This window comes from Delftia tsuruhatensis (assembly GCF_903815225.1).
Classification (GTDB): domain Bacteria; phylum Pseudomonadota; class Gammaproteobacteria; order Burkholderiales; family Burkholderiaceae_C; genus Comamonas; species Comamonas tsuruhatensis_A.
Genome location: NZ_LR813084.1, coordinates 1,254,132 through 1,277,970 on the forward strand (window position 1 = coordinate 1,254,132; position 23,839 = coordinate 1,277,970).

24 protein-coding genes and 2 tRNA genes are annotated in these 23,839 nt (G+C 64.3%); 16 read left to right on the forward strand and 10 right to left on the reverse strand.

Going from position 1 to position 23,839, the window contains the following annotated elements; genetic code table 11:
- The first annotated feature begins 244 nt into the window (after positions 1-244).
- The 3 genes from L1Z78_RS05630 (at position 245) to pdxA (ending at position 3,477) form a co-directional block, all read left to right on the forward strand.
- A complete protein-coding gene (locus tag L1Z78_RS05630) occupies positions 245-1,570 on the forward strand; it encodes an MFS transporter (protein WP_234640574.1) in 1,326 nt (441 codons plus the stop codon).
- A gap of 73 nt (positions 1,571-1,643) precedes the next feature.
- On the forward strand, positions 1,644-2,393 hold the full coding sequence (locus tag L1Z78_RS05635) for a Nif3-like dinuclear metal center hexameric protein (protein ID WP_234640575.1): 750 nt from the start codon (positions 1,644-1,646) through the stop codon (positions 2,391-2,393).
- 22 nt (positions 2,394-2,415) lie between these two features.
- The gene (gene pdxA, locus L1Z78_RS05640; protein WP_234640576.1) at positions 2,416-3,477 is read left to right on the forward strand and encodes a 4-hydroxythreonine-4-phosphate dehydrogenase PdxA; all 1,062 of its coding nucleotides are present in this window, start codon (positions 2,416-2,418) and stop codon (positions 3,475-3,477) included.
- 92 nt (positions 3,478-3,569) lie between these two features.
- Here pdxA and mscL read toward each other — a convergent pair whose 3' ends face one another.
- A complete protein-coding gene (mscL, locus tag L1Z78_RS05645; RefSeq protein WP_234640577.1) occupies positions 3,570-3,998 on the reverse strand; it encodes a large conductance mechanosensitive channel protein MscL in 429 nt (142 codons plus the stop codon).
- A gap of 149 nt (positions 3,999-4,147) precedes the next feature.
- Here mscL and petA point away from each other — a divergent pair, with 149 nt between their 5' ends.
- From petA to L1Z78_RS05675, 6 genes are all read left to right on the forward strand, one after another.
- Positions 4,148-4,744: a ubiquinol-cytochrome c reductase iron-sulfur subunit gene (gene petA, locus L1Z78_RS05650; protein ID WP_234640578.1), complete on the forward strand. Its 597-nt coding sequence runs from the start codon at positions 4,148-4,150 to the stop codon at positions 4,742-4,744.
- Between the two features lie 14 nt (positions 4,745-4,758).
- A complete protein-coding gene (locus L1Z78_RS05655) occupies positions 4,759-6,174 on the forward strand; it encodes a cytochrome b (RefSeq protein ID WP_234640579.1) in 1,416 nt (471 codons plus the stop codon).
- A gap of 17 nt (positions 6,175-6,191) precedes the next feature.
- Entirely contained in the window at positions 6,192-6,947 is a 756-nt protein-coding gene (locus L1Z78_RS05660) for a cytochrome c1 (protein ID WP_234640580.1), read from the forward strand.
- A gap of 104 nt (positions 6,948-7,051) precedes the next feature.
- Positions 7,052-7,663, forward strand: a complete 612-nt coding sequence (locus tag L1Z78_RS05665; RefSeq protein ID WP_234640581.1) for a glutathione S-transferase N-terminal domain-containing protein — start codon at positions 7,052-7,054, stop codon at positions 7,661-7,663.
- A 98-nt stretch (positions 7,664-7,761) separates the two neighbouring features.
- Positions 7,762-8,274: a ClpXP protease specificity-enhancing factor gene (locus L1Z78_RS05670; protein ID WP_234640582.1), complete on the forward strand. Its 513-nt coding sequence runs from the start codon at positions 7,762-7,764 to the stop codon at positions 8,272-8,274.
- Between the two features lie 75 nt (positions 8,275-8,349).
- Positions 8,350-8,425 (forward strand) — tRNA-Thr (locus tag L1Z78_RS05675).
- Between the two features lie 58 nt (positions 8,426-8,483).
- Here the strand turns inward: L1Z78_RS05675 and L1Z78_RS05680 are convergent.
- A complete protein-coding gene (locus tag L1Z78_RS05680) occupies positions 8,484-8,789 on the reverse strand; it encodes a hypothetical protein (RefSeq protein WP_234640583.1) in 306 nt (101 codons plus the stop codon).
- A 282-nt stretch (positions 8,790-9,071) separates the two neighbouring features.
- Between L1Z78_RS05680 and secA the strand changes: the two genes are divergently transcribed.
- The 4 genes from secA (at position 9,072) to L1Z78_RS05700 (ending at position 14,869) form a co-directional block, all read left to right on the forward strand.
- A complete protein-coding gene (secA, locus tag L1Z78_RS05685) occupies positions 9,072-11,819 on the forward strand; it encodes a preprotein translocase subunit SecA (RefSeq protein WP_234640584.1) in 2,748 nt (915 codons plus the stop codon).
- Positions 11,820-11,968: 149 nt separating this feature from the next.
- Positions 11,969-13,201: a bifunctional glutamate N-acetyltransferase/amino-acid acetyltransferase ArgJ gene (gene argJ / locus L1Z78_RS05690; RefSeq protein ID WP_234640585.1), complete on the forward strand. Its 1,233-nt coding sequence runs from the start codon at positions 11,969-11,971 to the stop codon at positions 13,199-13,201.
- Between the two features lie 166 nt (positions 13,202-13,367).
- Positions 13,368-14,324, forward strand: coding sequence for an ATP-binding protein (locus L1Z78_RS05695; RefSeq protein ID WP_234640586.1), 957 nt, complete (start codon positions 13,368-13,370; stop codon positions 14,322-14,324).
- A gap of 53 nt (positions 14,325-14,377) precedes the next feature.
- On the forward strand, positions 14,378-14,869 hold the full coding sequence (locus tag L1Z78_RS05700) for an NUDIX domain-containing protein (RefSeq protein WP_234640587.1): 492 nt from the start codon (positions 14,378-14,380) through the stop codon (positions 14,867-14,869).
- On the opposite strand, the gene L1Z78_RS05705 is transcribed toward L1Z78_RS05700, so the two are convergent.
- The 8 genes from L1Z78_RS05705 to L1Z78_RS05740 form a co-directional block, all read right to left on the reverse strand.
- Positions 14,870-15,094, reverse strand: a complete 225-nt coding sequence (locus L1Z78_RS05705; protein WP_234640588.1) for a DNA gyrase inhibitor YacG — start codon at positions 15,092-15,094, stop codon at positions 14,870-14,872.
- A gap of 17 nt (positions 15,095-15,111) precedes the next feature.
- Positions 15,112-15,867 (reverse strand): cell division protein ZapD, encoded by a 756-nt coding sequence (gene zapD / locus L1Z78_RS05710; protein WP_234640589.1) that lies wholly within the window; start codon positions 15,865-15,867, stop codon positions 15,112-15,114.
- 89 nt (positions 15,868-15,956) lie between these two features.
- Positions 15,957-16,595: a dephospho-CoA kinase gene (coaE, locus tag L1Z78_RS05715; RefSeq protein ID WP_234640590.1), complete on the reverse strand. Its 639-nt coding sequence runs from the start codon at positions 16,593-16,595 to the stop codon at positions 15,957-15,959.
- Positions 16,596-16,609: 14 nt separating this feature from the next.
- A complete protein-coding gene (locus L1Z78_RS05720) occupies positions 16,610-17,491 on the reverse strand; it encodes a prepilin peptidase (protein ID WP_234640591.1) in 882 nt (293 codons plus the stop codon).
- Positions 17,491-18,708: a type II secretion system F family protein gene (locus L1Z78_RS05725; protein ID WP_234640592.1), complete on the reverse strand. Its 1,218-nt coding sequence runs from the start codon at positions 18,706-18,708 to the stop codon at positions 17,491-17,493. The genes L1Z78_RS05720 and L1Z78_RS05725 overlap by 1 nt, the downstream gene beginning before the upstream one ends.
- Before the next feature lie 38 nt (positions 18,709-18,746).
- The gene (gene pilB / locus L1Z78_RS05730; RefSeq protein WP_234640593.1) at positions 18,747-20,489 is read right to left on the reverse strand and encodes a type IV-A pilus assembly ATPase PilB; all 1,743 of its coding nucleotides are present in this window, start codon (positions 20,487-20,489) and stop codon (positions 18,747-18,749) included.
- Positions 20,490-20,623: 134 nt separating this feature from the next.
- Positions 20,624-20,700, reverse strand: a tRNA-Pro gene (locus L1Z78_RS05735).
- Positions 20,701-20,737: 37 nt separating this feature from the next.
- Complete coding sequence (locus tag L1Z78_RS05740) at positions 20,738-21,667, reverse strand: polyprenyl synthetase family protein (RefSeq protein ID WP_234642099.1); 930 nt, start codon at positions 21,665-21,667, stop codon at positions 20,738-20,740.
- A 231-nt stretch (positions 21,668-21,898) separates the two neighbouring features.
- On the opposite strand from L1Z78_RS05740, the gene rplU reads away from it, so the two are divergent.
- The 3 genes from rplU (at position 21,899) to cgtA (ending at position 23,757) form a co-directional block, all read left to right on the forward strand.
- A complete protein-coding gene (gene rplU, locus L1Z78_RS05745) occupies positions 21,899-22,210 on the forward strand; it encodes a 50S ribosomal protein L21 (protein WP_012207284.1) in 312 nt (103 codons plus the stop codon).
- Between the two features lie 15 nt (positions 22,211-22,225).
- On the forward strand, positions 22,226-22,483 hold the full coding sequence (gene rpmA / locus L1Z78_RS05750; RefSeq protein ID WP_012207283.1) for a 50S ribosomal protein L27: 258 nt from the start codon (positions 22,226-22,228) through the stop codon (positions 22,481-22,483).
- A gap of 158 nt (positions 22,484-22,641) precedes the next feature.
- Positions 22,642-23,757 carry an Obg family GTPase CgtA gene (gene cgtA, locus L1Z78_RS05755; RefSeq protein WP_234640594.1) on the forward strand — a complete coding sequence of 372 codons (1,116 nt, stop codon included), beginning with the start codon at positions 22,642-22,644 and terminating at the stop codon, positions 23,755-23,757.
- Positions 23,758-23,839 lie beyond the last annotated feature (82 nt).

Genomic DNA, 23,839 nt, shown 5'->3' on the forward strand with positions numbered 1-23,839 from the left:
CAGGCGTCATGGGCTAGCCCCAGACCCCAAAGCCGCGCTCCCCGCACAACTACAGTGCAAACCCTAGAATCTCCCCACGACTGCGCCACGCCGCGTTCGCTGTTGGGCCGGCCCACAAGCCGGCCCCAAGAGAGAGCCAAGTCCTCCGATCCCGAAGCCTTGCAGAACGATCTGCCGCTGCACGTTCATCCGTTGCCGTGGCTTCCACCGCGCCGTCCTGCTGTTCGATCCCTGGAAAAAAACCATGACTACGCTTGACCAAGCGCAGCCGGGCATGGCGCCCGCTGCCGCGACCGCACGTCCCCTGAACCGGGAGGACTACAAGACCCTTGGCCTGTCGGCCCTGGGTGGCACCCTGGAGTTCTACGACTTCGTTGTTTTCGTCTTCTTCGCCAATGTCATCGGCAAGCTGTTCTTCCCGGCCGAGATGCCGGACTGGCTGCGCCAGCTGCAGACGCTGGGCATCTTCGCGGCCGGCTATCTGGCGCGGCCCATCGGCGGCATTCTGATCGCGCACTTCGGAGACATCCTGGGCCGCAAGAAGATGTTCACGCTGTCCATCTTCCTGATGGCCGTGCCCACGCTGGTGATCGGCCTGCTGCCCACCTATGCCTCCATCGGCATCGCTGCGCCTATCCTGCTGCTGGCCATGCGCGTGCTGCAGGGCGCGGCCATCGGCGGCGAGATGCCGGGCGCCTGGGTCTTCGTTGCCGAGCATGCGCCGGCACGCCACTATGGCTTTGCCATCGGCTCGCTGACTTCGGGCATCACGGGCGGCATCTTCCTGGGCTCCATCATCGGCGTCTGGCTCAACAGCACCTACAGCACCGAGGAGATCCACGACTGGGCCTGGCGCATGCCCTTCATCCTGGGCGGCGTGTTCGGCCTGGTGTCGGTGTACCTGCGCAAGTTCCTGCACGAGACGCCCATCTTCCAGGAGATGATGGCGCGCAAGCAGGCCGACCGCGAGCTGCCGCTCAAGACCATCGTGCGCGACCACCGCGAGGCCTGCGTGCTGGTGGCGCTGATGACCTGGGTGCTGTCCACGGCCATCGTGGTGGTGGTGCTGTTCACGCCGGCCTACCTGCAAAAGGTCTTCCACATCGAGGCGGCCCTGGCCATGAAGGCCAATGCCGTGGCCACGGTGACGCTGACGCTGGGCTGCGTGTTCTGGGGCTGGCTGTCCGACCGCATGGGCACGCGCGTGGCCATGGTGACGGGCTGGCTCGGAATGACGGCGACGGCCTATGTGTTCTATCTGAACCTTCCCGGCACGGCGTCCTCGCTGGTCTGGAGCTATGCGCTGGTGGGATTCTTCGTGGGCAGCATCTCGCTGCTGCCGGTGGTGGGCGTGCGCGCCTTCCCGGCCGAGGTGCGCTTCACGGGCCTGTCCTTCGCCTACAACATGGCCTACGCGGTCTTCGGCGGCATGACGCCCATGCTGGTGTCGGTCTGGCAGCAGGTGGACGTGCTGGCGCCCGCCCACTATGTGGCGGCCATGGGCATCCTGGGTGCGGCCATGGGCTTTTGGCCTCTGGCCTGCAAGGGCTGGCAACCTCGGCGTGGCTGAGGCCGGCGGTTCCATTGAAGGGGCGGCGCGGCTGCCCTTTTTCATGCGCTCTCCATCGCCGACAATCGGCCCCATGAGCACCACGCGACAAGAATTACTGGCCCACCTTGACGGATTGCTGCAGCCCGAGCGCTTCAAGGACTATGGCCCCAACGGGCTGCAAGTCGAGGGGCGGGACGAGATCCGTCGCATCGTCAGCGGCGTGACGGCCAGCCGTGCACTGATCGAGTCGGCCATCGCCATCGGCGCCGATGCCATCTTCGTGCACCATGGCCTGTTCTGGCGTGGCATGGATGGCCGCATCACGGGTTGGCTCAAGGAGCGCATCCGCCTGCTGCTGGCCCATGACATCAGCCTCTTCGCCTACCACCTGCCGCTGGACGCCCATCCGCAGTGGGGCAACAACGCCCAACTGGGGCGGCGCCTGGGCCTCGCGGGCGAGGCGGCGTTTGGCGAGCAGAATCTGGGCTGGATCGCCCCGGCCGATTTTGCGGATGCGGCTTCGCTGTCGCAGCATGTGGAGCAGGCACTGGGCCGGGCGCCGGTCTGCCTGCCGGGGGCGGGCCGTTCCATCCGCCGCGTGGCCTGGTGCACCGGGGGCGCCCAGGGCTTCTTCGAATCGGCCATCGCGGCGGGCGCGGATGCCTTCATCACCGGCGAGATTTCCGAGCCCCAGGCCCATCTGTCGCGGGAGACGGGCGTGGCCTTCATCGCCGCCGGCCACCATGCCACGGAGCGCTATGGCGCACCCGCACTCGCCGGCCATGTGGCGGTCGAGCTGGGGCTGGAGCACCGTTTCGTGGAAATCGACAACCCGGCATGAATTGCATCGGAAGCCCAACAAAATGCTTGAATCCACGCCATCAGAGGCCGTGATCGCCATCACGCAGGGCGACTCCGCCGGGGTGGGGCCCGAGACTATCGCGAAGGCGTTCATGCAGGCGCCGGGCGAGATGCATGGCTGCTTCGTCGTGGGCGAGCTGCAGACAGTACGCAGGGCGGCGCGGGTCGCGGCGCGCGGATGCGGTGGCGCCAACGCAATAGCCCTGCCCGTGGCAGTGATCGATGCGCCTGCGCAGCGGTTCGCGGTGCCGCCAGGCTGCATTCCCTTGCTGGAGCTGCCCGGCCTGCCCGGGCCCGCTGCCTGGGGGCAGGTCAGCGCGAGTGCCGGCGACGCGGCTGCGCGCTGCGTGGTCTGGGCCGCGCAGGCGGCCTTGCGTGGCGAGATCGCGGCGCTGGTGACCGCGCCTCTGCACAAGGAGGCCCTGCATGCCGCGGGCGTGGATTTTCCGGGCCATACCGAGTTGCTGCAGTTCGAGGCAGCGCGGCATGCGGGCGTGGGCCTGGACCGGATGCCGGTGCGCATGATGCTGGCCAATGACGAGCTGCGCACGGTGCTGGTCAGCATTCATACCTCGTTGCGCCAGGCCATCGAGGCCGTCACGCCGGACAACCTGATGCAGACCCTGCGCATCACGCACGAGGCGCTGTCGCGCAGCCTGGGCCGCGTCCCCCGCATCGCCGTGGCTGGGCTCAATCCGCATGCCGGCGAGGGGGGGCTGTTCGGCTGCGAGGAGGTGGAGATCATCGCCCCGGCCATCGCCCGGGCGCGCGCGCAGGGGCTGGACGTCCATGGCCCTTATGCGCCCGACACGGTGTTCATGCGCGCACGCAACGCACCGGGCCATGCGGGCGAGTTCGACGTGGTGCTGGCCATGTACCACGACCAGGGACTGATTCCGGTGAAGTACCTGGGCGTGGAAAAAGGGGTGAACGTGACCCTGGGCCTGCCCCTGGTGCGCACCAGTCCCGACCATGGCACGGCCTTCGATATCGCGGGCCGGGGAGTGGCCGAGGCCGCCAGCCTGATCGAGGCAGTGCGCATGGCGCGGCAATTGGCCGGGTGAATGGCTAACCCACCTGTACGCAATCCGTAGTAGTGGAAAACGCCCGTGGCAGACTTGCCACGGGCGTTTTGATTTGCATCAAAACAGGCGATTCAGCGTTTCAGGCTGTCGCGGATTTCGCGCAGCAGCACGATGTCCTCGGGCGTGACGGGGGCGGGTGCGGGGGCCGGTGGAGCTTCACGGCGCAGGCGATTGATCTGCTTGACCATCATGAAGATGATGAAGGCCAGGATGATGAAGTTCACGGCCACCGTGATGAAGTTGCCATAGGCAAACACCGGTACGCCGGCCTTTCTGAGAGCATCCAGCGTCATGGCGGTTCCCTGGGGCACGCTGCCCAGGACAAGGAACAGGTTGGAGAAGTCCAGCTTGCCGAAAACCAGGCCCACGACCGGCATGATCAGGTCGTTTACCACGGAATCGACGATTTTGCCAAACGCTCCGCCGATGATGACGCCCACGGCGAGATCTACCACGTTTCCCTTAACCGCGAACTCGCGAAATTCCTGCATCATGCCCATGGCTGGCTCCATCTGGAAAGAGTTTGAGATAGCGCAGTATTGCGCGGCTTTGGAGCCTGTCAATGTCGGGCGTGGTGTGGAATAACCATACTCGCCCCGCTACAATTTATTGTTGACCCCAACTCAAGCGACGTAGTTCGAGGAACCCCATGAGTGACACTCCAATCGACTCCAGCAAGCGGACGTGGATCATCACGTCGGCGTGCGCTGGTGCGGTGGGCGGCGTGGCGACAGCCGTCCCGTTCGTGAGCACCTTCCAGCCATCCGAGAAGGCCAAGGCCGCCGGGGCTGCAGTGGAGGTCGATATCTCCGCGCTCAAGGACGGCGAGAAGCTCACGGTGGAGTGGCGCGGCAAGCCGGTGTGGATCATCAAGCGCACGCCCGAGCAGATCAAGGAGCTGCCTTCGCTCGACAGCCAGCTCGCCGACCCCCAGTCCAAGCGCCATCCCGAGGAGTTCACCCCGCCCTATGCGATGAACGAGGCCCGCTCGATCAAGCCCGAGGTGCTGGTCGTCGTCGGCATCTGCACGCACCTGGGCTGCTCGCCTTCGGACAAGTTCCAGTCCGGCGCCCAGCCTTCGCTGCCCGACGACTGGAAGGGCGGCTTCCTGTGCCCCTGCCATGGCTCGACCTTCGACATGGCCGGCCGCGTCTTCAAGAACAAGCCGGCGCCGGACAACCTGCAGGTGCCGCCCCACATGTACCTGTCGGAGACCAGGCTCCTGATCGGTGAAGACAAGGCTTGAGGGAGACGAGAACAATGGCCCACGAATTCAAGGACATCGATCCCAACGCGCCGGCAGGCGCCAAGCTCACGAACTGGTTCGAGAACCGTTTTCCCACGGCTTTCGACGCCTATCGCGTGCACATGTCGGAGTACTATGCTCCGAAGAACTTTAACTTCTGGTACATCTTCGGCTCGCTGGCGCTGCTGGTGCTGGTGATCCAGATCGTCACCGGCATCTTCCTGGTGATGCACTACAAGCCCGACGCCGAGAAGGCGTTCGCCTCGGTCGAGTACATCATGCGCGATGTGCCCTGGGGCTGGCTGATTCGCTACATGCATTCCACGGGCGCCTCGGCCTTCTTCGTCGTGGTCTACCTGCACATGTTCCGGGGCCTGCTGTATGGTTCCTATCGCAAGCCGCGGGAACTGGTCTGGATCTTCGGTTGCGCCATCTTCCTGGTGCTGATGGCCGAAGCCTTCATGGGCTACCTGCTGCCCTGGGGCCAGATGTCTTACTGGGGTGCGCAGGTGATCGTGAACCTGTTCTCGGCGATCCCCTTCATCGGTCCTGACCTGGCGCTGCTGATCCGTGGCGACTACGTGGTGGGCGACGCGACGCTCAACCGCTTCTTCAGCTTCCACGTGATCGCCGTGCCCCTGGTGCTGCTGGGTCTGGTCGTGGCCCACCTGCTGGCGCTGCACGACGTTGGCTCCAACAACCCCGATGGCATCGAGATCAAGGGCCCCAACGCGCCCAAGGACGCCAAGGGCCACCCGCTGGACGGCATTCCCTTTCATCCCTACTACACGGTGCACGACATCTTCGGCGTGACGGTGTTCCTGTTCCTGTTCTCGGCCGTGGTGTTCTTCGCGCCCGAGTTCGGTGGCTACTTCCTGGAGTACAACAACTTCATTCCGGCCGATCCGCTGAAGACGCCTTCGCACATCGCTCCGGTCTGGTACTTCACGCCTTTCTATTCGATGCTGCGTGCCATCACCAGCGAGATGATGTATGTGCTCATCGCCTGCGTGGTGCTGGGCGCGGGCTTCGGCGTGATCAAGTCGCGCCTGCCGGGCTTCGTCAAGGGCGCGATCGCCATCGTGGCCCTGGGCGCCATCGCGATGATGCTGTCCATCGATGCCAAGTTCTGGGGCGTGGTGGTGATGGGTGGTGCCGTGATCATCCTGTTCGCGCTGCCCTGGCTCGATTGCAGCCCGGTCAAGTCCATCCGCTACCGTCCGGGCTGGCACAAGTACCTGTATGGCATCTTCGTGGTCAATTTCGTGATCCTGGCCTACCTCGGCGTGCAGCCGCCTTCGCCCATCGGCGAGCGCGTCTCCCAGGTCGGAACGCTGTTCTACTTCGGCTTCTTCCTGCTGATGCCTTGGTGGAGCCGCCTGGGCGAAACCAAGCCCGTTCCCGACCGTGTGACGTTCAAGCCGCACTGAAGCTGGAGAGAACAACAATGAAGAAACTGATTCTCACGTTGATCGCGGCCCTGGGCATCGTGACCGGTGCGCAGGCCGCAGAGGGCGGAATCGCCTGGGACAAGGCTCCGGGCAAGACCAATGACATGGCCTCGCTGCAAAACGGCGCCAAGCTGTTCGTCAATTACTGCCTGAGCTGCCATTCGGCCGCGTTCATGCGCTTCAATCGACTCAAGGACATCGGGCTGACCGAGCAGGAGATCAAGGACAATCTGCTGTTCAGCACCGACAAGGTGGGCGAGACCATGAAGGCCGCCATCAATCCCAAGGAGGCCAAGGAGTGGTTCGGCGCCAATCCGCCCGACCTCACCGTGATCGCGCGCTCGCGCGCAGGCCACAACGGCACGGGCGCCGACTATCTCTACACCTTCCTGCGCACCTTCTACCGCGACGACACCAAGGCCACGGGCTGGAACAACCTGGCCTTCCCCAGCGTGGGCATGCCGCATGCGCTGTGGCAGCTGCAGGGCGAGCGCCGTGCGATCTTCGAGGAAGCCGAGGTGCATGGCGCTAAGACCCAGGTTTTCAAGGGGTGGGAGCAGGTCTCTCCTGGCACGATGAGCGCAGTGCAGTACGATCAGGCAGTTGGCGATCTGGTGAACTACCTGCAATGGATGGGTGAGCCGGCCCAGAACAGCCGCATCCGCATCGGCGTGGGTGTGCTGCTGTTCCTGGCGGTCTTCATCTTCATCGCATGGCGCCTCAACGCCGCGTTCTGGAAAGACGTCAAATAAAACCGTGACAGCAGAAGGCCGTGCAAGCGATTGCTGCGGCTGAACTGTGTACAGAGTGGGCGCCGCGAGCGACCCACTCTTTTTGATTTTTAGGAGCCTCCACCATGATGGTGCTTTATTCGGGAACGACCTGCCCCTTTTCACACCGCTGCCGCTTCGTGCTGTTCGAGAAGGGCATGGATTTCGAGATCCGCGATGTGGACCTGTTCAGCAAGCCTGAAGACATCAGCGTGATGAACCCCTATGGCCAGGTGCCCATCCTGGTCGAGCGCGACCTGATCCTGTACGAATCGAACATCATCAACGAGTACATCGACGAGCGCTTCCCGCATCCTCAACTGATGCCCGGCGACCCCGTGGACCGTGCGCGCGTGCGCCTGTTCCTGCTGAACTTCGAGAAGGAGCTGTTCGTCCACGTCAGCACTCTGGAGGAGCGCAATGCCAAGGGCAACGAAAAGGCCATCGAGAAGGCCCGTGCCCACATCCGCGACCGCCTGACGCAACTGGCCCCGGTGTTCCTCAAGAACAAGTACATGCTGGGCGAGAACTTCTCCATGCTGGACGTGGCCATCGCCCCGCTGCTGTGGCGCCTGGACTACTACGGCATCGAGCTGTCCAAGAATGCCGCTCCCTTGCTCAAGTACGCCGAGCGCATCTTCTCGCGCCCCGCCTACATCGAAGCGCTGACACCTTCCGAGAAGGTGATGCGCAAGTAAGCCGCATCGGTTGACGGCCGTTTGCGCGGGCAGGGAAGGCGGATACCGTCGCCTCCTGCCCGTTTTCGTATTCAGACCACTCTTTTCCTGGGATCGTCATGACTGCCCCCGAAGCAACCTCCACCCGCCCCTACCTGATCCGGGCCTTGTTCGAGTGGTGTACCGACAACGGCTTCACGCCCCACATCGCGGTGCGCGTGGACCGCGGCGTGCAGGTGCCGCGCGAGTTCGTACGCGACGGCGAGATCGTGCTCAACATCAGCTACGACGCCACCAGCGGCCTGCAGATGGGCAACGACTACATCAGCTTCACGGCCCGCTTTGGCGGCCAGCCCCGCGAGATCATGGTGCCCGTTGAACAGGTGATGGCCATCTATGCGCGCGAGACGGGGCAGGGAATGGCCTTCCCGGAGCCGCAGGCCGATGCCCCTGGCGAGCAGGAGTCCGACGGGCCCTCCCATGAGGCTGCCGTGACGGAGGAGGAGGCCGAAGCCGGTGCCGACGACCGTGTCGTGCAGCTGGTGAGCACCCCGAACGAGGGGGGTGGCGACGAACCCCCGCGTACCCCGCCGCCTTCGGGTTCGCGGCCTTCGCTGAAGCTGGTCAAGTAGCCTGCGGCCGGATCCGGGCTGCAGGATTCGGCGAACGGCTGGCGTGGCCTGTTTCTGCGCTAGAATGCGTGCTTCGCCGGTTTAGCTCAGTTGGTAGAGCACCCGCCTTGTAAGCGGTAGGTCGTCAGTTCGAATCCGACAACCGGCACCAGAAGGTCTCCCAGGAGGCCTTTTTTCATTTCCGGCTTCGTTGGTTGCGGACAGGCCGATCAGGCCTGCACCTTGAGGCGGATCTCGGTCACGTCCCAGCCCTTGGTGCGCAAGTGGGCCGCCATGGCCGGCAGCAACTGGCGGATCTTGGCGGCCGCCGCATTGTTGCCGACCAGCAGGCACCAGGTGCTTCCTTCGATGGGGCCGGCCTGGAGACTGGTGCGCAGCAGCGGGGGCACCAGCGGCAGCACGGCGGCCAGGCGATTGCTGGAATCCCGCGTGAGCTGGGCCAGCCGGGCCAGCGTCGGAGAGTTCTCGACGGCATGCAGGGCCGTGACGGCGTGGTGGCGGCGGGTGAAGGTCATGGGGCTTGGCGGATGGCTTTGACGGAGTCAGCCAAAGAGTGCCGTTATATCAGCATTGCGCCGGGGATCCGGCCCTGGGGGTTCCCTGCGTCAGCCTGCCTGGAAGAGGGTTGGACGGAGACAGTTAGAATCAATTGTTCGGTTCTCGCTTCGGGCCGGCCGCGAGTGCTCTGCAAAGGAGTACTTGCAGGCGGGTGAAGCGGCCCCATCTGAAATCCAACAATCTAGGGATTCCAGGCACACCGCGTTCCGCTACCGCGGAGGGCGGTGTGTCTTTTTCGCATGGCCACCAACTTCCTCACCAAACTATTCGGCAGCCGAAACGATCGGCTTCTCAAGCAATACCGCAAGACGGTCGCCCGCATCAACGCGATGGAGCCCGAGTACGAGAAGCTCAGCGACGAGGCTCTGCGCGCGAAGACGCAGGAATTCAAGGAACGTGTGGCCAAGGGCGAGTCGCTGGACGATCTGCTGCCCGAAGCCTTCGCCGTGGTGCGCGAGGGCTCCAAGCGCGTCATGAAGATGCGCCATTTCGATGTGCAGCTGCTGGGTGGCATGGCGCTGCACTACGGCAAGATCGCCGAAATGCGCACCGGCGAGGGCAAGACGCTGACCGCCACGCTGCCGGTCTACCTGAACGCGCTGTCCGGCAACGGCGTGCATGTGGTGACGGTGAACGACTATCTGGCCAACCGCGATGCGACCTGGATGGCCCGCCTGTACAACTTCCTGGGCCTGTCGGTGGGCATCAACCTGCCCAACATGCCGCGCGAGGAAAAGCAGGCTGCCTACAACAGCGACATCACCTACGGCACGAACAACGAGTACGGCTTCGACTACCTGCGCGACAACATGGTCTACGAGTCGGGCGACCGCGTGCAGCGTGTGCTCAACTACGCCATCGTCGACGAGGTGGACTCCATCCTGATCGACGAGGCCCGCACGCCGCTGATCATCAGCGGCCAGGCCGAGGACCACACGGCCATGTACGTGGCCATGAACAAGATCGTTCCTTCCCTGGTGCGCCAGGAAGGCGAGGCCGACCCCCGCACCGGCGAGGGCGTGACCAAGCCCGGCGATTTCACGGTGGACGAAAAGAGCCACCAGGTGTTCCTGACAGACCAGGGCTACGAGGCCGCAGAGCGCCTGCTGGGCCATGCCGGCATGATCGCCGAGGGTGCCTCGCTGTACGACCCGGCCAACATCACGCTGGTCCACCACCTGTATGCGGCGCTGCGCGCCAACAATCTCTACCACCGCGACCAGCACTATGTGGTGCAGAACGGCGAGATCGTCATCGTCGACGAGTTCACGGGCCGCCTGATGGCGGGCCGGCGCTGGAGCGACGGCCTGCACCAGGCGGTCGAGGCCAAGGAAGGCGTTGCCATCCAGGCCGAGAACCAGACCATGGCCTCGATCACCTTCCAGAACTACTTCCGCCTCTACGGCAAACTGGCCGGCATGACGGGCACGGCCGATACAGAGGCCTACGAGTTCCAGGAAATCTACGGCCTGGAGACCGTGGTGATCCCGCCCAACCGTCCCAGCAGGCGCGATGACCAGCTCGACCGTGTCTACAAGACCACGCGCGAGAAGTACGAGGCTGCCATTCGCGACATCCGCGAATGCCATGAGCGCGGCCAGCCCGTGCTGGTGGGAACGACCTCGATCGAGAACTCGGAAATCATCGACGAGCTGCTCAACAAGGAAGAGCTTCCCCACCAGGTGCTCAACGCCAAGCAGCACGAGCGCGAGGCCGATATCGTGGCCCAGGCCGGACGGCCCGGCATGATCACCATCGCCACCAACATGGCGGGCCGCGGCACCGACATCGTGCTGGGCGGCAACATCGAAAAGCAGGTCGCGGCCATCGAGGCCGACGAATCCCTGTCCGAACCCGAGCGCCAGCAGCGCATCGAGCAACTGCGCGCCGACTGGAAGGTCGAGCACGACAAGGTCTCGGCCCTGGGCGGCCTGCGCATCATCGCCACCGAGCGCCATGAGTCGCGCCGCATCGACAACCAGCTGCGCGGCCGCTCGGGCCGACAGGGTGATCCGGGCTCCTCGCGTTTCTACCTGAGCCTGGACGATGCGCTGATGCGCATCTTCGCGGGCGACCGCGTGCGCGCCATCATGGACCGGCTGAAGATGCCTGACGGCGAAGCCATCGAGGCCGGCATCGTGACGCGCTCCATCGAAGGCGCGCAGCGCAAGGTCGAGGCCCGCAACTTCGACATCCGCAAGCAGCTGCTCGAGTACGACGACGTGTCCAACGACCAGCGCAAGGTGATCTACCAGCAGCGCAACGAGATCCTCGATGCCTCTGACCTGCACGAGATGATCACCGTGATGCGCGACGACGTCGTGACCGATCTGGTGCGCCAGTACGTGCCCGCCGAGTCCATGGAGGAACAGTGGGACCTGGCCGGCCTGGAAAAGGCGCTGGACAGCGAGTGGCGCATCCAGCTGCCGCTGCAGGCCGAGGTGCAATCCGCGCACGCCATCACCGATGAGGAAATCCTCGAGAAGGTTCTGCAGGCTGCGCGCGAAGTGTTCGAGGCCAAGGTGGAGCTGATCGGACGCGAGAACTTCACGCAGTTCCAGCGCGCCGTGCTGCTGCAGAGCTTCGACACCAACTGGCGCGACCACCTGTCCGCGCTGGACTACCTGCGCCAGGGCATCCATCTGCGCGGCTATGCCCAAAAGCAGCCCAAGCAGGAGTACAAACGCGAGGCGTTCGAGCTGTTCCGCCAGTTGATCGACCAGGTCAAGACCGAAGTCACGCGCGTGCTGATGACCGTGCAGGTGCAGTCGCGCGAGCAGGTGGAGCAGGCCACCGAGGCCATGGAGCAGCGCAGCGCCCACAGCCTGGAGCACATGACCTATGGTGCCCCGTCGGATGGCGATATCGGCGGCTCCGTCGAGGACGAGCCACTGGAACTGCCCGAAGGTGTCCGCGTGGGTCGCAACGACCCCTGCCCTTGCGGCAGTGGCAAGAAGTACAAGCAGTGCCACGGAAAGCTGTCGTGACACGGCGGGTGTCGTAAGGCAATGCGAGACGAGAAGACGGCACGGATGCATACCGTGCCGTCTTCTTTTTTGAGGGCGATGAAATGCCCGCGGCCCTGGTTTGTTCCGATAATGGAGCGCGTTTTTCTTCCACCGTAGAAAGTCCCTTCATGCCTGTGAATCTCTCCGCTCCCGTGGCCGCCGACCTGCTGGCGATCGACGGCGTCCGCATCGGCGTCACCGAAGCCGGTGTGCGCAAGGCCAATCGCAAGGACCTGTCCGTGTTCCTGCTCGATGAAGGCGCCTCGGTGGCAGGTGTGTTCACCCAGAACCGTTTCTGCGCCGCGCCCGTGCAGGTCAGCCGCGAACATCTGGTGCAGACCGGCGGCGCCATCCGTGCCATGGTCGTCAACACGGGCAATGCCAATGCCGGCACCGGCGCCGATGGCCTGGCGCGCGCGCGCCGCACCTGTGCAGACCTGGCTGCGTTGCTGCAGTTGAAGCCCGAGCAGATCCTGCCGTTCTCGACCGGCGTGATCATGGAGCAGTTGCCCGTGGACCGCATCGCCGCGGGCCTGCCAGCTGCCATCGCCGCCGCCAAGGCCGACAACTGGGGCACGGCGGCCGAAGGCATCATGACCACCGATACCCTGCCCAAGGCTTTCAGCCGCGCCGTGGACATCGGCGGCAAGCGCGTGAGCATCACCGGCATCAGCAAGGGCGCGGGCATGATCCGTCCCAACATGGCGACCATGCTGGGCTTTCTGGCCACCGACGCGGCCATCGCGCCCGAGCTGCTGCAGCCCTTGGTCAAGGAGCTGGCCGACGGTTCGTTCAATCGCGTGACCATCGACGGCGACACCTCGACCAACGACTCCTTCGTGCTGGTGGCGACACACAAGGCCGGCAATGCCCCGGTCACGTCGCTGACGAGCTCCGAGGGCCAGGCCCTGAAGGCTGCCCTGCTGGAGGTGGCGCGCCTGCTGGCCCAGGCCATCGTGCGCGATGGCGAGGGCGCCACCAAGTTCATCACCGTGAAGGTGGAAGGCGGCAAGACCGAGGCGGAGTGCCGCCTGGTGGCCTATTCCATCGCGCATTCGCCCCTGGTCAAGACGGCATTCTTCGCCAGCGACCCGAACCTGGGCCGCATCCTCGCGGCGGTGGGCTATGCTAGCATCGACGACCTGGACCAGACCAAGATCGACCTGTACCTGAACGATGTGCATGTCGCAGTCGATGGCGGCCGCAATCCTGCCTATCAGGAGGAAGACGGCCAGCGCGTGATGAAGCAGCAGGAGATCATCGTGCGCGTGCTGCTGGGCCGAGGGGAGGCCGAGCAGACCGTGTGGACCTGCGACCTGAGCCACGACTACGTGAGCATCAACGCCGACTACCGCTCCTGACTCTCCTCCCACCGCGCCGCTGATGGCGGCAGGGCGCCTTGCCTTGCTGCCGCCAGCTTTCAATGGCAGCTGGCGCGCGGCCGCCCCGGCGTCGGCATGAGATCCATCTCGATTCCCGGGCGGGCGCCGCGCTGGCCGCCGTGAAAACCGTATTCGAGAGACATCCATGACTTCGCCAACGCAAGCCGTCGCCACCCCTTTGCTGCAGCTCGTGCAGCGCGCCGAGCAGTTGATGCAGCGCATCGAGGCCATCCTCCCCCAACCCCTGCAATCGCCCGCTGACTGGAACGCAGCCATCGCCTGGCGCTACCGCAAGCGCGCCAATGGCTGCGGCCTGCTGGAGCCCGTGCGCCATGTCGGCGCCATGCAGCTTTCCGACCTGCAGAACATCGATGTGCAAAAGGACAAGATCGCCCGCAACACCGAGCAATTCGTCACAGGCCGTACCGCCAACAACGTGCTGCTCACGGGGGCGCGCGGCACGGGAAAATCCTCGCTGATCCGCGCCTGCCTGCATGCCTACGCCCCTCACGGGCTGCGCCTGATCGAGGTGGACAAGGCCGATCTGACGGACCTGCCCGATATCGTGGAAGTGGTGGCCGGTCGGCCCGAGAAGTTCATCATCTATTGCGATGACCTGAGTTTCGAGGAGGGCGAGCCTGGCTACAAGGCGATGAAATCCATTCTTGACGGCTCGGTCAGCGCCGCCAGTCCGAACGTGCTGGTGTATGCGACCAGCAACCGTCGCCACCTGCTGCCCGAGTACCAGTCGGAGAACCTGACGTACCAGCGTGGCGAGGATGGGGAGCTGCATCCCGGCGAGGTGATCGAGGAGAAGATCTCGCTGTCCGAGCGCTTCGGCCTGTGGGTAAGCTTCTATCCGTTCAGCCAGGACGAATACCTGCGCGTCGTGGCGCAGTGGCTGGAGGCGCTGGGACTGGACAGGCCTGCCATCGAGGCGGCCCGCCCGGAAGCCCTGGTCTGGGCATTGGAACGCGGCTCGCGCAGCGGCCGTGTCGCTCACCAGTTCGCCCGCGACTATGCGGGCCGCGCCGAGCGCCAGGCCGGCGGCCAGACCGGCATTGCGGATGTACAAGGGCTGGCTGAAGAGGCCGAGCTCTGATCAGGCCGCTGTCTGCCCCCGTGGCAGACAGCGGAATCATTGCGAGAGATCAAGTGACTGACAAAGAAAAATCCCTGAGCGCTGCTGCCGGCGTGGCCGCACCGCGCAAGCACACTGAAGTGGCAGTCGGTGTGCTTTTGCGTGAGGCCGATGGCGCGCTGCTGATCACCAGCCGGCCCCCTGGCAAGCCCTATGCCGGCTATTGGGAGTTCCCGGGCGGGAAGCTCGAATCCGGCGAGACGGTGGAGCAGGCGCTGCGCCGCGAGTTGCAGGAAGAGCTGGGCGTCGAGATTGCCGCCGCAGAGGTCTGGAAGGTGACCGAGCACGACTACCCGCATGCCTTGGTGCGCCTGCACTGGTGCAAGATCAGGCGCTGGAGCGGGGAGTTCGAGATGCGCGAAGGCCAGCAGATGGCTTGGCAGCAACTGCCCTTGCAGGTGCATCCTGTGCTTCCTGGCGCCTACCCCGTGCTGCAGTGGCTCAGCGAGGAGCGCGGATTGCCATTCGATGCGGGCCACTACGAGGCCGGCCGGCCGCAGGCCTGATCAGGGCTCGGTGCGGGGATCGCCGAAGGGTGCATCCTCCGGGGGCGTGGGGGCGGGGACACGGAATTCCTCGTTGGCCCATGCGCCCAGGTCGATCTGGCGGCAGCGTTCGCTGCAGAAGGGACGGAAGCGGTTGGCTGGCGCGAACAGGCTGGGGCCACCGCAGGTCGGGCAACGTACCGTCGGACCGGCCTTCGAGGACGTTGGCTGGGAAGTCGTGGACATGTCTGCCGTCTTTCCCCTCAGCTGCACAGCGTGACCTCGAAAGAGGCATCGTCGCTGCAGGGCTGGGGCTTGGCACCTTCCTCAGGGCGCAGCAGGCGTACGGACACCAGCAGGCGGTTGCCGCTGATCTCCGGCACCAGGCTCAGCGCCGGATCGATGCGCAGGCGCAGCAGCTGGAAGCTGCGGCCCGGGGGCATGGCCTGCTGGAACACGCCCTTTTCCGCAGCCACCCATTGCGGCACGCCGGTTTCACGCAGCAGCTTGAGCAGCAGTTGCAGCGATTGCCCCAGAGGCGCCAGGGTGCTGGCCCAGTCCTCCAGATCGCGCAGGCGCACCTGGGGGTCATGGAACTGCCAGGCATGGTAGGCAGGCAGATCAAAGCCGCAGGTGCCGCCGGGGATGCCGATGCGGCTGCGCACGGCCATCAGCCATTCGTTGTCGGTCAGGGCCTGTCCGGCCTTGCCGTTCTGGGCGTTGAGCTGGGCAAAGCACTGCTCCACATGCCGGGAGACCTGGTCGAGCATGTGCTCGGCAATGTCGGGATTGCCGCGCAGGCTGTCGAGCAGATTCTTGTGGCGTTCCAGATCCTTCAGTACATCGGTCTTCAGATCGGCACGCGAGGCCACATCCATGATCTCGAAGATGGTCACCAGTGCGAAATGATGATCGATGGCATGAGCGCGCGACAGCAACTCGCCAAGGCGGCGATAGAGCTGCTCGAGCCGGAGGTAGGTCCTCAGGCGCTCATTGAAGGGATATTCGTACAGGATCACGCTTGCTGGGCTCCTCGGGGTGCTCAGGAATCAGCTGTCGACGTCGTGCACATGCTGAATTACACGCACAGGCCAAGCCATGGCGTGCATCATAGCCCGAACCATGCTGAGATTCGATCGGTGCATGCGTGCAAAGCTTCGATCGTCATGGCTTCGTCGTTGTAGAGCACCCAGTCGGCGGCCGCCAGGCGGACGGCGCGGCTGGCCTGGGTGGCAATGATGGAAGCCACGGCCTCGCGGGACAGGCCATTGCGAGCCATGACGCGCACGATCTGTGTCTCGGGGCGGCAGTCCACCACCAGCACGGCATCGAGCAGGCCGGGCCAGCGGCCGGACTCCACCAGCAAGGGGATGTCGTGGACGATCAGCCGGCACCCTGCTGCCGTGGCCTGGTCGACCTCCTGCGCAGTTTGCCGGGCCACCAGGGGGTGAATGATGGCCTCCAGGCGCTGGCGCGCATCGGGCTGCTGGAATACCAGCTCGCGCATGCGGGCCCGGTCCAGGGCGCCACTGGCGTCGATCAGGCCGGGGCCGAAGCTGCGGATGATTTCCGGCAGGGCGGCACCTGCGGCGGCCGTGAGGCTGCGCGAGATCCGGTCCGCATCGACGACGACCGCTCCGCGCAAGGCCAGCCGTGCAGCCACGGTGCTCTTGCCGCTGCCTATGCCCCCCGTCAGGCCCAGCCGGACGGGCGTGCGCACGGATGGCAGGAGGGGAGTGGAGACCATGCCGCAGTATGGGTTCAAAGTCCGAGTGCCGACAGCAGGGATTGCAGCATCTGCTGGGGACCGAACACCATGGCGGCAAAACCTGCACCGGCGAGGAAGGGGCCGAAGGGTACATAACCGCCTTCCCGCAGGCGGCTGTTGATCTTCAGCGCGATGCCCACGACGGCACCGATCACCGAAGAGACCAGGATGATGGGAATGAGGGCCTGCCAGCCGAACCACGCGCCGAGCGCGGCAAACAGCTTGAAGTCGCCATATCCCATGCCTTCCTTGCCGGTGACCAGCTTGAAGCCCCAGTAGACCAGCCACAGCGACAGATAGCCGCCAGCCGCGCCCCAGATGGCATCGGCCACGGGTACGGTCGTCCAGTGCAGCGCCGATGCCAGCAGTCCGCCCCATAGCAGGGGCAGGGTGATGTCATCGGGCAGCAGCGTGGTATCCCAGTCGATCAACGCCAGGCTCAGCAAGGCGGCACTGAACAGACACCACGCCGCGCCGGTCGGGCTGATGCCCCATCGCGCGATGCAGAAGGCAAACAGCGCGGCACAGGTCAGCTCCACCAGTGGATAGCGCACGCCGATGGGTGTCTTGCATTGCGAGCAACGGCCCCGCAGCGCCAGGTAGCTGAACACGGGAATGTTCTCGTGCCAGGCGATCGCATGGCCGCAATGGGGGCAGCGCGAGCGGGGGCGGCTCAGGCTCAACGCGGGCTCGGCCGGGGTGGATGGCAGGGACGGTACGCCGCCGGAGCGCTCCTGCACCCATCGGGCACACTCCGCATCCCAATCCTGCTCCATCATGCGCGGCATGCGGTGCACCACCACATTGAGAAAGCTGCCGACCATCAGGCCGAACAGGCCGCCCAGCGCGGCCTGCATCCAGGGATCCAGAAGCATCAGACCACCTGTCCCAGCTTGAAGATGGGCAGGTACATGGACACCACGATGCCGCCGATGAGAGTGCCCAGGAAGACGATGATGATGGGCTCCATCAGGCTGGAAAGGCCTGCGACCATGTCATCGACCTCTTCTTCGTAGAAGTCCGCGGCCTTGCCCAGCATGTGGTCGATGGAACCCGACTCCTCCCCGATGGCGCACATCTGCAGCACCATCGAGGGAAAGACGTTGGCATTGGTCATGGCCACGGTCAGGCTGGTGCCCGTGGACACCTCCTGCTGGATCTTCTCCGTGGCGTTGGCGTAGACGGCGTTGCCGGATGCACCCCCCACGGAGTCCAGCGCCTCGACCAGCGGGACACCTGCGGCGAACATGGTCGACAGGGTACGCGTCCAGCGCGCCACGCAGGATTTCTCGATCAGCACGCCGAAGATCGGGACCTTGAGCAGTGTGCGGTCCATGAACTGCTGCATGCGCTCGTTGCGCTTCCAGGCCTGCATGAAGAAGTAGAGGCCGCCGCCCAATACGCCGAAGATCACCCACCACCACTGCACGAAGACGTCGCTGATGCCCATCACGAACAGCGTGGGGGCGGGAAGATCGGCGCCGAACGAGCTGAATACTTCCTTGAAGGCCGGGATCACGAAGATCATGATGATGGTCACGACGACAAAGGCCACGACGACCACGGAGATCGGGTACATCAGCGCCGACTTGATCTTGGACTTGATGGCCTCGGTCTTCTCCATGTAGGTGGCCAGGCGATCGAGCAACGCTTCCAGGATACCGGCGGCTTCCCCGGCCTCCACCAGATTGCAATAGAGGCTGTCGAAGTACATGGGGTGCTTGCGATAGGCCGCATTCAGCGAGGTGCCGGTCTCCACGTCGGCGCGGATGTCGGCCAGCAGGCGCGTCACGCTGGCATTGGTGTTGCCGCGTCCCACGATGTCGAAGGCCTGCAGCAACGGGACACCGGCCTTCATCATCGTGGCCATCTGGCGCGTGAACAGCGCGATGTCCTTGGGCTTGATCTTCTTGCCGCCGCGGGTGCGGCGCTTCTTGATCTTGCTGGGAAGCACGCCCTGGCGGCGCAGCATGGCCTGGACCTGGTTGATGCCGCCGGCCCGGGTCTCGCCGCGGACGATCTTGCCGTTGCGGTCCTTGCCCTCCCATTCGAAGACGAATTCCTTGATGCCCTTGGACGCTGCTGTGGCCATGGTGCTCCCTCGTTTGTTGTCTGCGCTGTCCGCGCTATTTACTCATTGGTGACTGCCAGCACTTCTTCGAGTGAGGTCAGTCCCATCCGGGCTTTGTGCAGGCCGGCTTCGCGCAGCGATCGCACGCCTTCGCGCCTGGCCTGGGCCGCGATCTCCAGGGCGCTGCCGTCCTGCAGGATGATGCGCTGGATGTCCTCGCTGATCGGCATCACCTGGTAGATGCCGACGCGGCCCTTGTAGCCATTGTTGCAGGCCGGGCAGCCGACGGGTTTGTAGGTGACCCAGCTGCCGTCGACTTCCGCGTCGGCATAGCCCGCGTCGAGCAAGGCCTCCCGGGGAATGTCGGCGGGTTCCTTGCACTGGGGGCACAGCCGCCTGGCCAGCCGCTGGGCGGTGATCAGGATCACGCTGGAGGCGATGTTGAATGGCGCGATGCCCATGTTGCGCATGCGGGTCAGCGTGGTGGGCGCGTCATTGGTGTGCAGCGTGGACAGCACCAAGTGGCCGGTCTGGGCGGCCTTGATCGAAATATCGGCAGTCTCCAGGTCCCGGATTTCGCCGACCATGATGATGTCCGGATCCTGGCGCAGAAAGGCCTTGAGCGCCGTCGCGAAGGTGAGGCCGGCCTTCTCGTTCACATTGACCTGGTTGACGCCGGGCAGGTTGATTTCCGAAGGGTCCTCGGCCGTCGCGATGTTCACCCCGGGCTTGTTCAGCAGGTTCAGGCAGGTGTAGAGCGACACGGTCTTGCCCGAGCCCGTGGGTCCGGTGACCAGGATCATGCCGTAGGGGCGGCCGATGGCATCAAGCAGGCGTGCCTTCTCCTCGGGCTCGTAGCCCAGGGCATCGATGCCCATCTTGGCAGAACTGGGATCCAGGATACGGATCACGATCTTTTCGCCGAACAGCGTGGGCAGCGTGCTGACGCGGAAATCGATGACACGGTCCGGACCGACCTTCAGCTTCATGCGTCCGTCCTGGGGAACACGCTTTTCCGAGATGTCCAGGCGCGAGATCACCTTGATGCGCGAGGCCAGCTTTTCCTTGATGGCAATCGGCGGCGAGGCAATCTCGCGCAACTCGCCGTCGATACGAAAGCGCACGCGGTACTGATGCTCATAGGGTTCGAAGTGCAAGTCCGACGCGCGCATGTTGAAGGCGTCGAGCAGCATCTTGTGCAGGAACTTGACGATGGGTGCGTCTTCGACGTCCGCCGCCGCCGTGTTGTCCTTTTCCTCGGCGGGTTCGTCGGTCTTGAGGTCGCCGAACTCGAAGTCGCCGCCGCCGCCATAGCTTTCCATGGCTTCGCCCGCACTTTTGTTCAGTTGCGCTATCAGCCTGTCCAGCTTGTCAGCCTCGACGATGATCCAGTCCACACCAAGCTGCGTGGTGAACTTGATCTGTTCCGCGGCTTCCTGCTGCGTGGGGTCGGCCGTGGCCACCGTGAGGCGGTTGCCGCGCTTGCTCAGCGGCAGGACGCGGTAGGTCGTGCTGATCTTGGTGTCCAGCAGTTCCTGCGGCAGCCGCATCGGGTCGATGGCATCGAGATCGAGCAGCGGCGCGCTGAACATGGTAGAGACGGTCTCTGCCACTTCCAGTGCGGAAATGGTGCCTGCGCTGCTCAGTTCCGCGATGAACGAACTGCGGTTGGCGACGGCCTTGCTGGCGGCTGCTTCCGCTGCCTGCTGCGATACCTTGCCGGCAGAGACCAGGGCGCGCCCTATGCCTGGCAGCGATGCGACAGCGGAAGCGTTCTTGAGCGAGGAGTCAGCAACAGCCATGTAGCAAGACGTATGGAAGGAAAGGACATTTATCCTATCATCCCTTAGGACTTGGAATGCCGCTCGCATGTCTTGGCGCCCGGGTCTTGGACCTGGCGCAAGCATGTGATGGTGGTTGTGTATGTGACCAGAAATGGTCGGGGTGAGAGGATTCGAACCTCCGGCCTCTACGTCCCGAACGTAGCGCTCTACCAGGCTAAGCTACACCCCGTTGCTTCTGTAGAAAAAGCAGGCAGCCTGAATGGATTTCAGGTGCGCCGCTCCAGGAGCTGAGACGCCAATTGTAGCAAACTTGTCGTGTGCAAATTGCCTGGCAGCACATTTATTGCATCGATGGCACGGCGTGCCTCGGCGTGTGCCGCTTCGCGCGCCACGTCCAGGGCGCCGGTGCTGCGCACGATGTCCACCACGGTGGACAACTGTTCCGTGGAGCCTTGTTCGATGGCCGCCCGGACGATGGCGGCCTGTTCGGGTGTGCCGCGCTGCATTGCGGCAATCAGGGGGAGGGTGCACTTGCCTTCGCGCAGATCGTCACCCAGGTTCTTGCCCATCTCCTGGGCGTCTCCTGCGTAGTCGAGCACATCATCGATGATCTGGAAGGCCGTGCCCAGGGCCTGTCCGTAGCTGGCGCAGGCCTGTTCGATGTCGCGCGGGGCGTCGGCCAGCACGGCGCCCAGTTGGGCACTCGCTTCGAAAAGCTGGGCGGTCTTGGAGCGGATGACATGCAGGTAGCCTGCCTCGTCCAGCGACGCATCATGGGTGTTGATCAACTGCTGCACCTCGCCCTCGGCGATCACGTTGGTGGCGTCCGAGAGGATCTTCAGCACACGCATGCTGCCCACCTCCACCATCATCTGGAAGGAGCGTGAGTGCAGGAAGTCGCCGACCAGCACGCTGGCCGGGTTGCCGAAGGTTTCGTTGGCGGTCGGGCGGCCGCGGCGCAAGGTGGATTCATCCACCACGTCGTCATGCAGCAAGGTGGCCGTGTGGATCAGCTCGACCACGGCCGCCAGGACATGCTTGTCCCGGCCTTCGTATCCCAGCGCGTTGCAGACCATGAGCAGCAGGGCCGGGCGCAGGCGCTTGCCGCCCGCTGCGATGATGTACTGGGAGATCTGGGCGATGAGCGGAACGCTGGTGGTCAGGCGCTGGGCAATCACATGATCCACTTCGCGCATGTCGTCGGTGATCAGGGCAAGCGGATTGGGGGTGGGAAGAGCTGTGGTCAAGGTACTGTGGCCGCCAAGTGGATCAGTAATTATAGGAAGAGCCGTGCCGCCTGCCGCCTGCCTCTGGGCGGGTGGCGGTCGAGGGGTGGCGGGGGGCTAGGCAGGGAATGTGAGTGCGTGCTAGAATCCCGGGCTTCCGTGGAAATTCGTTCGCGGAGCTCTCAAATTCATGAGGTTTAAATGTACGCAGTCATAAAAACCGGCGGCAAGCAGTATCGCGTCGCGGCCGGCGAAAAGATCAAGGTAGAACAGATTGCTGCGGACGTGGGCCAGGAAGTTGTGATCGATCAGGTTTTGGCAGTCGGCAACGGCGCTGAAATCAAGGTCGGCACGCCTCTGGTGTCCGGCGCGTCTGTCAAGGCAACCGTGGTCGCCCACGGCAAGCACGACAAGGTGCACATCTTCAAGATGCGCCGTCGTAAGCACTATCAGAAACGCCAAGGCCATCGCCAGCAGTTCACCGAACTGCAGATCGTGGCGATCGCTGCTTAATTCAGGAGCTGAGTCATGGCACAGAAAAAAGGCGGCGGCTCTACGCGAAACGGGCGCGATTCCAAGCCCAAAATGCTCGGCGTGAAGGCTTTCGGTGGTGAACTGATCACTGCCGGCTCCATCATCGTGCGCCAGCGTGGCACCAAGTTCCACCCCGGCGACAACGTCGGCGTGGGCAAGGACCACACCCTCTACGCTCTGGTGGATGGCCATGTGTCGTTTGCCGTCAAGGGTGCACTGTCCAAGCACACGGTCAATGTGACGGCTGCCTGAGCCCCGTCGCCTTGATGCTCGAAGCCCCGACCTGTCGGGGCTTTGTCGTTTCAGGAGGGGCGTGCGTTGGTGTGCTCCCTCCCTTCTTTCCTTTTCTGTCGCTGAGGTGTGGCCTGGGGCTGTCTGGTGCACACTGCTTTTTGTAAACTGGATGCCTCATGAAGTTCGTCGACGAAGCTTATATCGACATTGCCGCCGGTGACGGCGGCAATGGCTGCGTGTCATTCCGGCACGAGAAATACAAGGAATTCGGCGGCCCCGATGGTGGTGACGGCGGCCGTGGGGGCCATGTCTACGCGGTGGCCGATGCCAATCTCAACACCTTGGTGGACTACCGCTTTTCGCGTCGCCATGATGCCAAGCGGGGCGAACACGGCAAGGGGTCGGACATGTTCGGCGCCGCCGGAGACGACATCACGCTGCGCATGCCGGTGGGCACCATCATCAGCGATGCAGAAACCGGTGAGGTGCTCTACGAGTTGCTGACCCCTGGCGAGGTGGTGACCATTGCCAAGGGTGGTGATGGCGGCTATGGCAACCTGCGCTTCAAAAGCGCCATCAACCGGGCTCCCCGGCAGAAGACGCCGGGCTGGCCTGGAGAGCGCAAGAACCTCAAGCTCGAGCTCAAGGTGCTGGCCGATGTGGGCCTGCTGGGCATGCCCAATGCGGGCAAGTCCACCTTCATCGCTGCGGTCTCCAATGCCCGGCCCAAGATCGCGGATTACCCGTTCACCACACTGCATCCCAACCTGGGCGTTGTGCGCGTCGCTGCCGAGCAGAGCTTCGTGGTGGCCGATATTCCAGGGTTGATCGAAGGTGCCTCCGAAGGCGCGGGCCTGGGTCATCAGTTCCTGCGCCACCTGCAGCGCACCCGGCTGCTGCTGCACGTGGTCGATCTGGCACCCTTCGATGACAGTGTGGATCCCGTGGCCCAGGCCAAGGCCATTGTCGGCGAGTTGCAGAAGTACGATGCCGAGCTCTACAACAAGCCACGCTGGCTGGTGCTCAACAAGCTGGACATGGTGCCGGCCGAGGAGCGTGCCGCGCGCGTCAAGGACTTCGTCAAGCGTTTCAAGTGGAAGGGGCCGGTGTTCGAGATCTCCGCTCTGACGCGCGAAGGCTGCGAGGTGCTGATCCGTACCATCTACCAGCATGTGCACGCGCAGCAGCAGATCGAGGCAGGCCCCGCCGAGGTCGATCCGCGCTTCGCCGAGATCGAGTCAGATGGCCTGGATCCTGCCGATCCGCGTTTTTCCCGTGGTGACGCCGAGTAGGCGCTTTTGGCGCCACGCATTGCCCTGATCACAACAGCATTGCCGGCCCCTGCGGCCTGGCGTTGCAAGAATCACTATCCAT

Coding starts and splice junctions, on each gene's coding strand:
- L1Z78_RS05630 (WP_234640574.1), top strand. CDS start 245: ATGACTACGCTTGACCAAGCGCAGCCGGGCATGGCGCCCGCTGCCGCG.
- L1Z78_RS05635 (WP_234640575.1), top strand. CDS start 1,644: ATGAGCACCACGCGACAAGAATTACTGGCCCACCTTGACGGATTGCTG.
- pdxA (WP_234640576.1), top strand. CDS start 2,416: ATGCTTGAATCCACGCCATCAGAGGCCGTGATCGCCATCACGCAGGGC.
- mscL (WP_234640577.1), bottom strand. CDS start 3,998: ATGGGCATGATGCAGGAATTTCGCGAGTTCGCGGTTAAGGGAAACGTG.
- petA (WP_234640578.1), top strand. CDS start 4,148: ATGAGTGACACTCCAATCGACTCCAGCAAGCGGACGTGGATCATCACG.
- L1Z78_RS05655 (WP_234640579.1), top strand. CDS start 4,759: ATGGCCCACGAATTCAAGGACATCGATCCCAACGCGCCGGCAGGCGCC.
- L1Z78_RS05660 (WP_234640580.1), top strand. CDS start 6,192: ATGAAGAAACTGATTCTCACGTTGATCGCGGCCCTGGGCATCGTGACC.
- L1Z78_RS05665 (WP_234640581.1), top strand. CDS start 7,052: ATGATGGTGCTTTATTCGGGAACGACCTGCCCCTTTTCACACCGCTGC.
- L1Z78_RS05670 (WP_234640582.1), top strand. CDS start 7,762: ATGACTGCCCCCGAAGCAACCTCCACCCGCCCCTACCTGATCCGGGCC.
- L1Z78_RS05680 (WP_234640583.1), bottom strand. CDS start 8,789: ATGACCTTCACCCGCCGCCACCACGCCGTCACGGCCCTGCATGCCGTC.
- secA (WP_234640584.1), top strand. CDS start 9,072: ATGGCCACCAACTTCCTCACCAAACTATTCGGCAGCCGAAACGATCGG.
- argJ (WP_234640585.1), top strand. CDS start 11,969: ATGCCTGTGAATCTCTCCGCTCCCGTGGCCGCCGACCTGCTGGCGATC.
- L1Z78_RS05695 (WP_234640586.1), top strand. CDS start 13,368: ATGACTTCGCCAACGCAAGCCGTCGCCACCCCTTTGCTGCAGCTCGTG.
- L1Z78_RS05705 (WP_234640588.1), bottom strand. CDS start 15,094: ATGTCCACGACTTCCCAGCCAACGTCCTCGAAGGCCGGTCCGACGGTA.
- coaE (WP_234640590.1), bottom strand. CDS start 16,595: ATGGTCTCCACTCCCCTCCTGCCATCCGTGCGCACGCCCGTCCGGCTG.
- L1Z78_RS05720 (WP_234640591.1), bottom strand. CDS start 17,491: ATGCTTCTGGATCCCTGGATGCAGGCCGCGCTGGGCGGCCTGTTCGGC.
- L1Z78_RS05725 (WP_234640592.1), bottom strand. CDS start 18,708: ATGGCCACAGCAGCGTCCAAGGGCATCAAGGAATTCGTCTTCGAATGG.
- pilB (WP_234640593.1), bottom strand. CDS start 20,489: ATGGCTGTTGCTGACTCCTCGCTCAAGAACGCTTCCGCTGTCGCATCG.
- L1Z78_RS05740 (WP_234642099.1), bottom strand. CDS start 21,667: ATGCGCGAAGTGGATCATGTGATTGCCCAGCGCCTGACCACCAGCGTT.
- rplU (WP_012207284.1), top strand. CDS start 21,899: ATGTACGCAGTCATAAAAACCGGCGGCAAGCAGTATCGCGTCGCGGCC.
- rpmA (WP_012207283.1), top strand. CDS start 22,226: ATGGCACAGAAAAAAGGCGGCGGCTCTACGCGAAACGGGCGCGATTCC.
- cgtA (WP_234640594.1), top strand. CDS start 22,642: ATGAAGTTCGTCGACGAAGCTTATATCGACATTGCCGCCGGTGACGGC.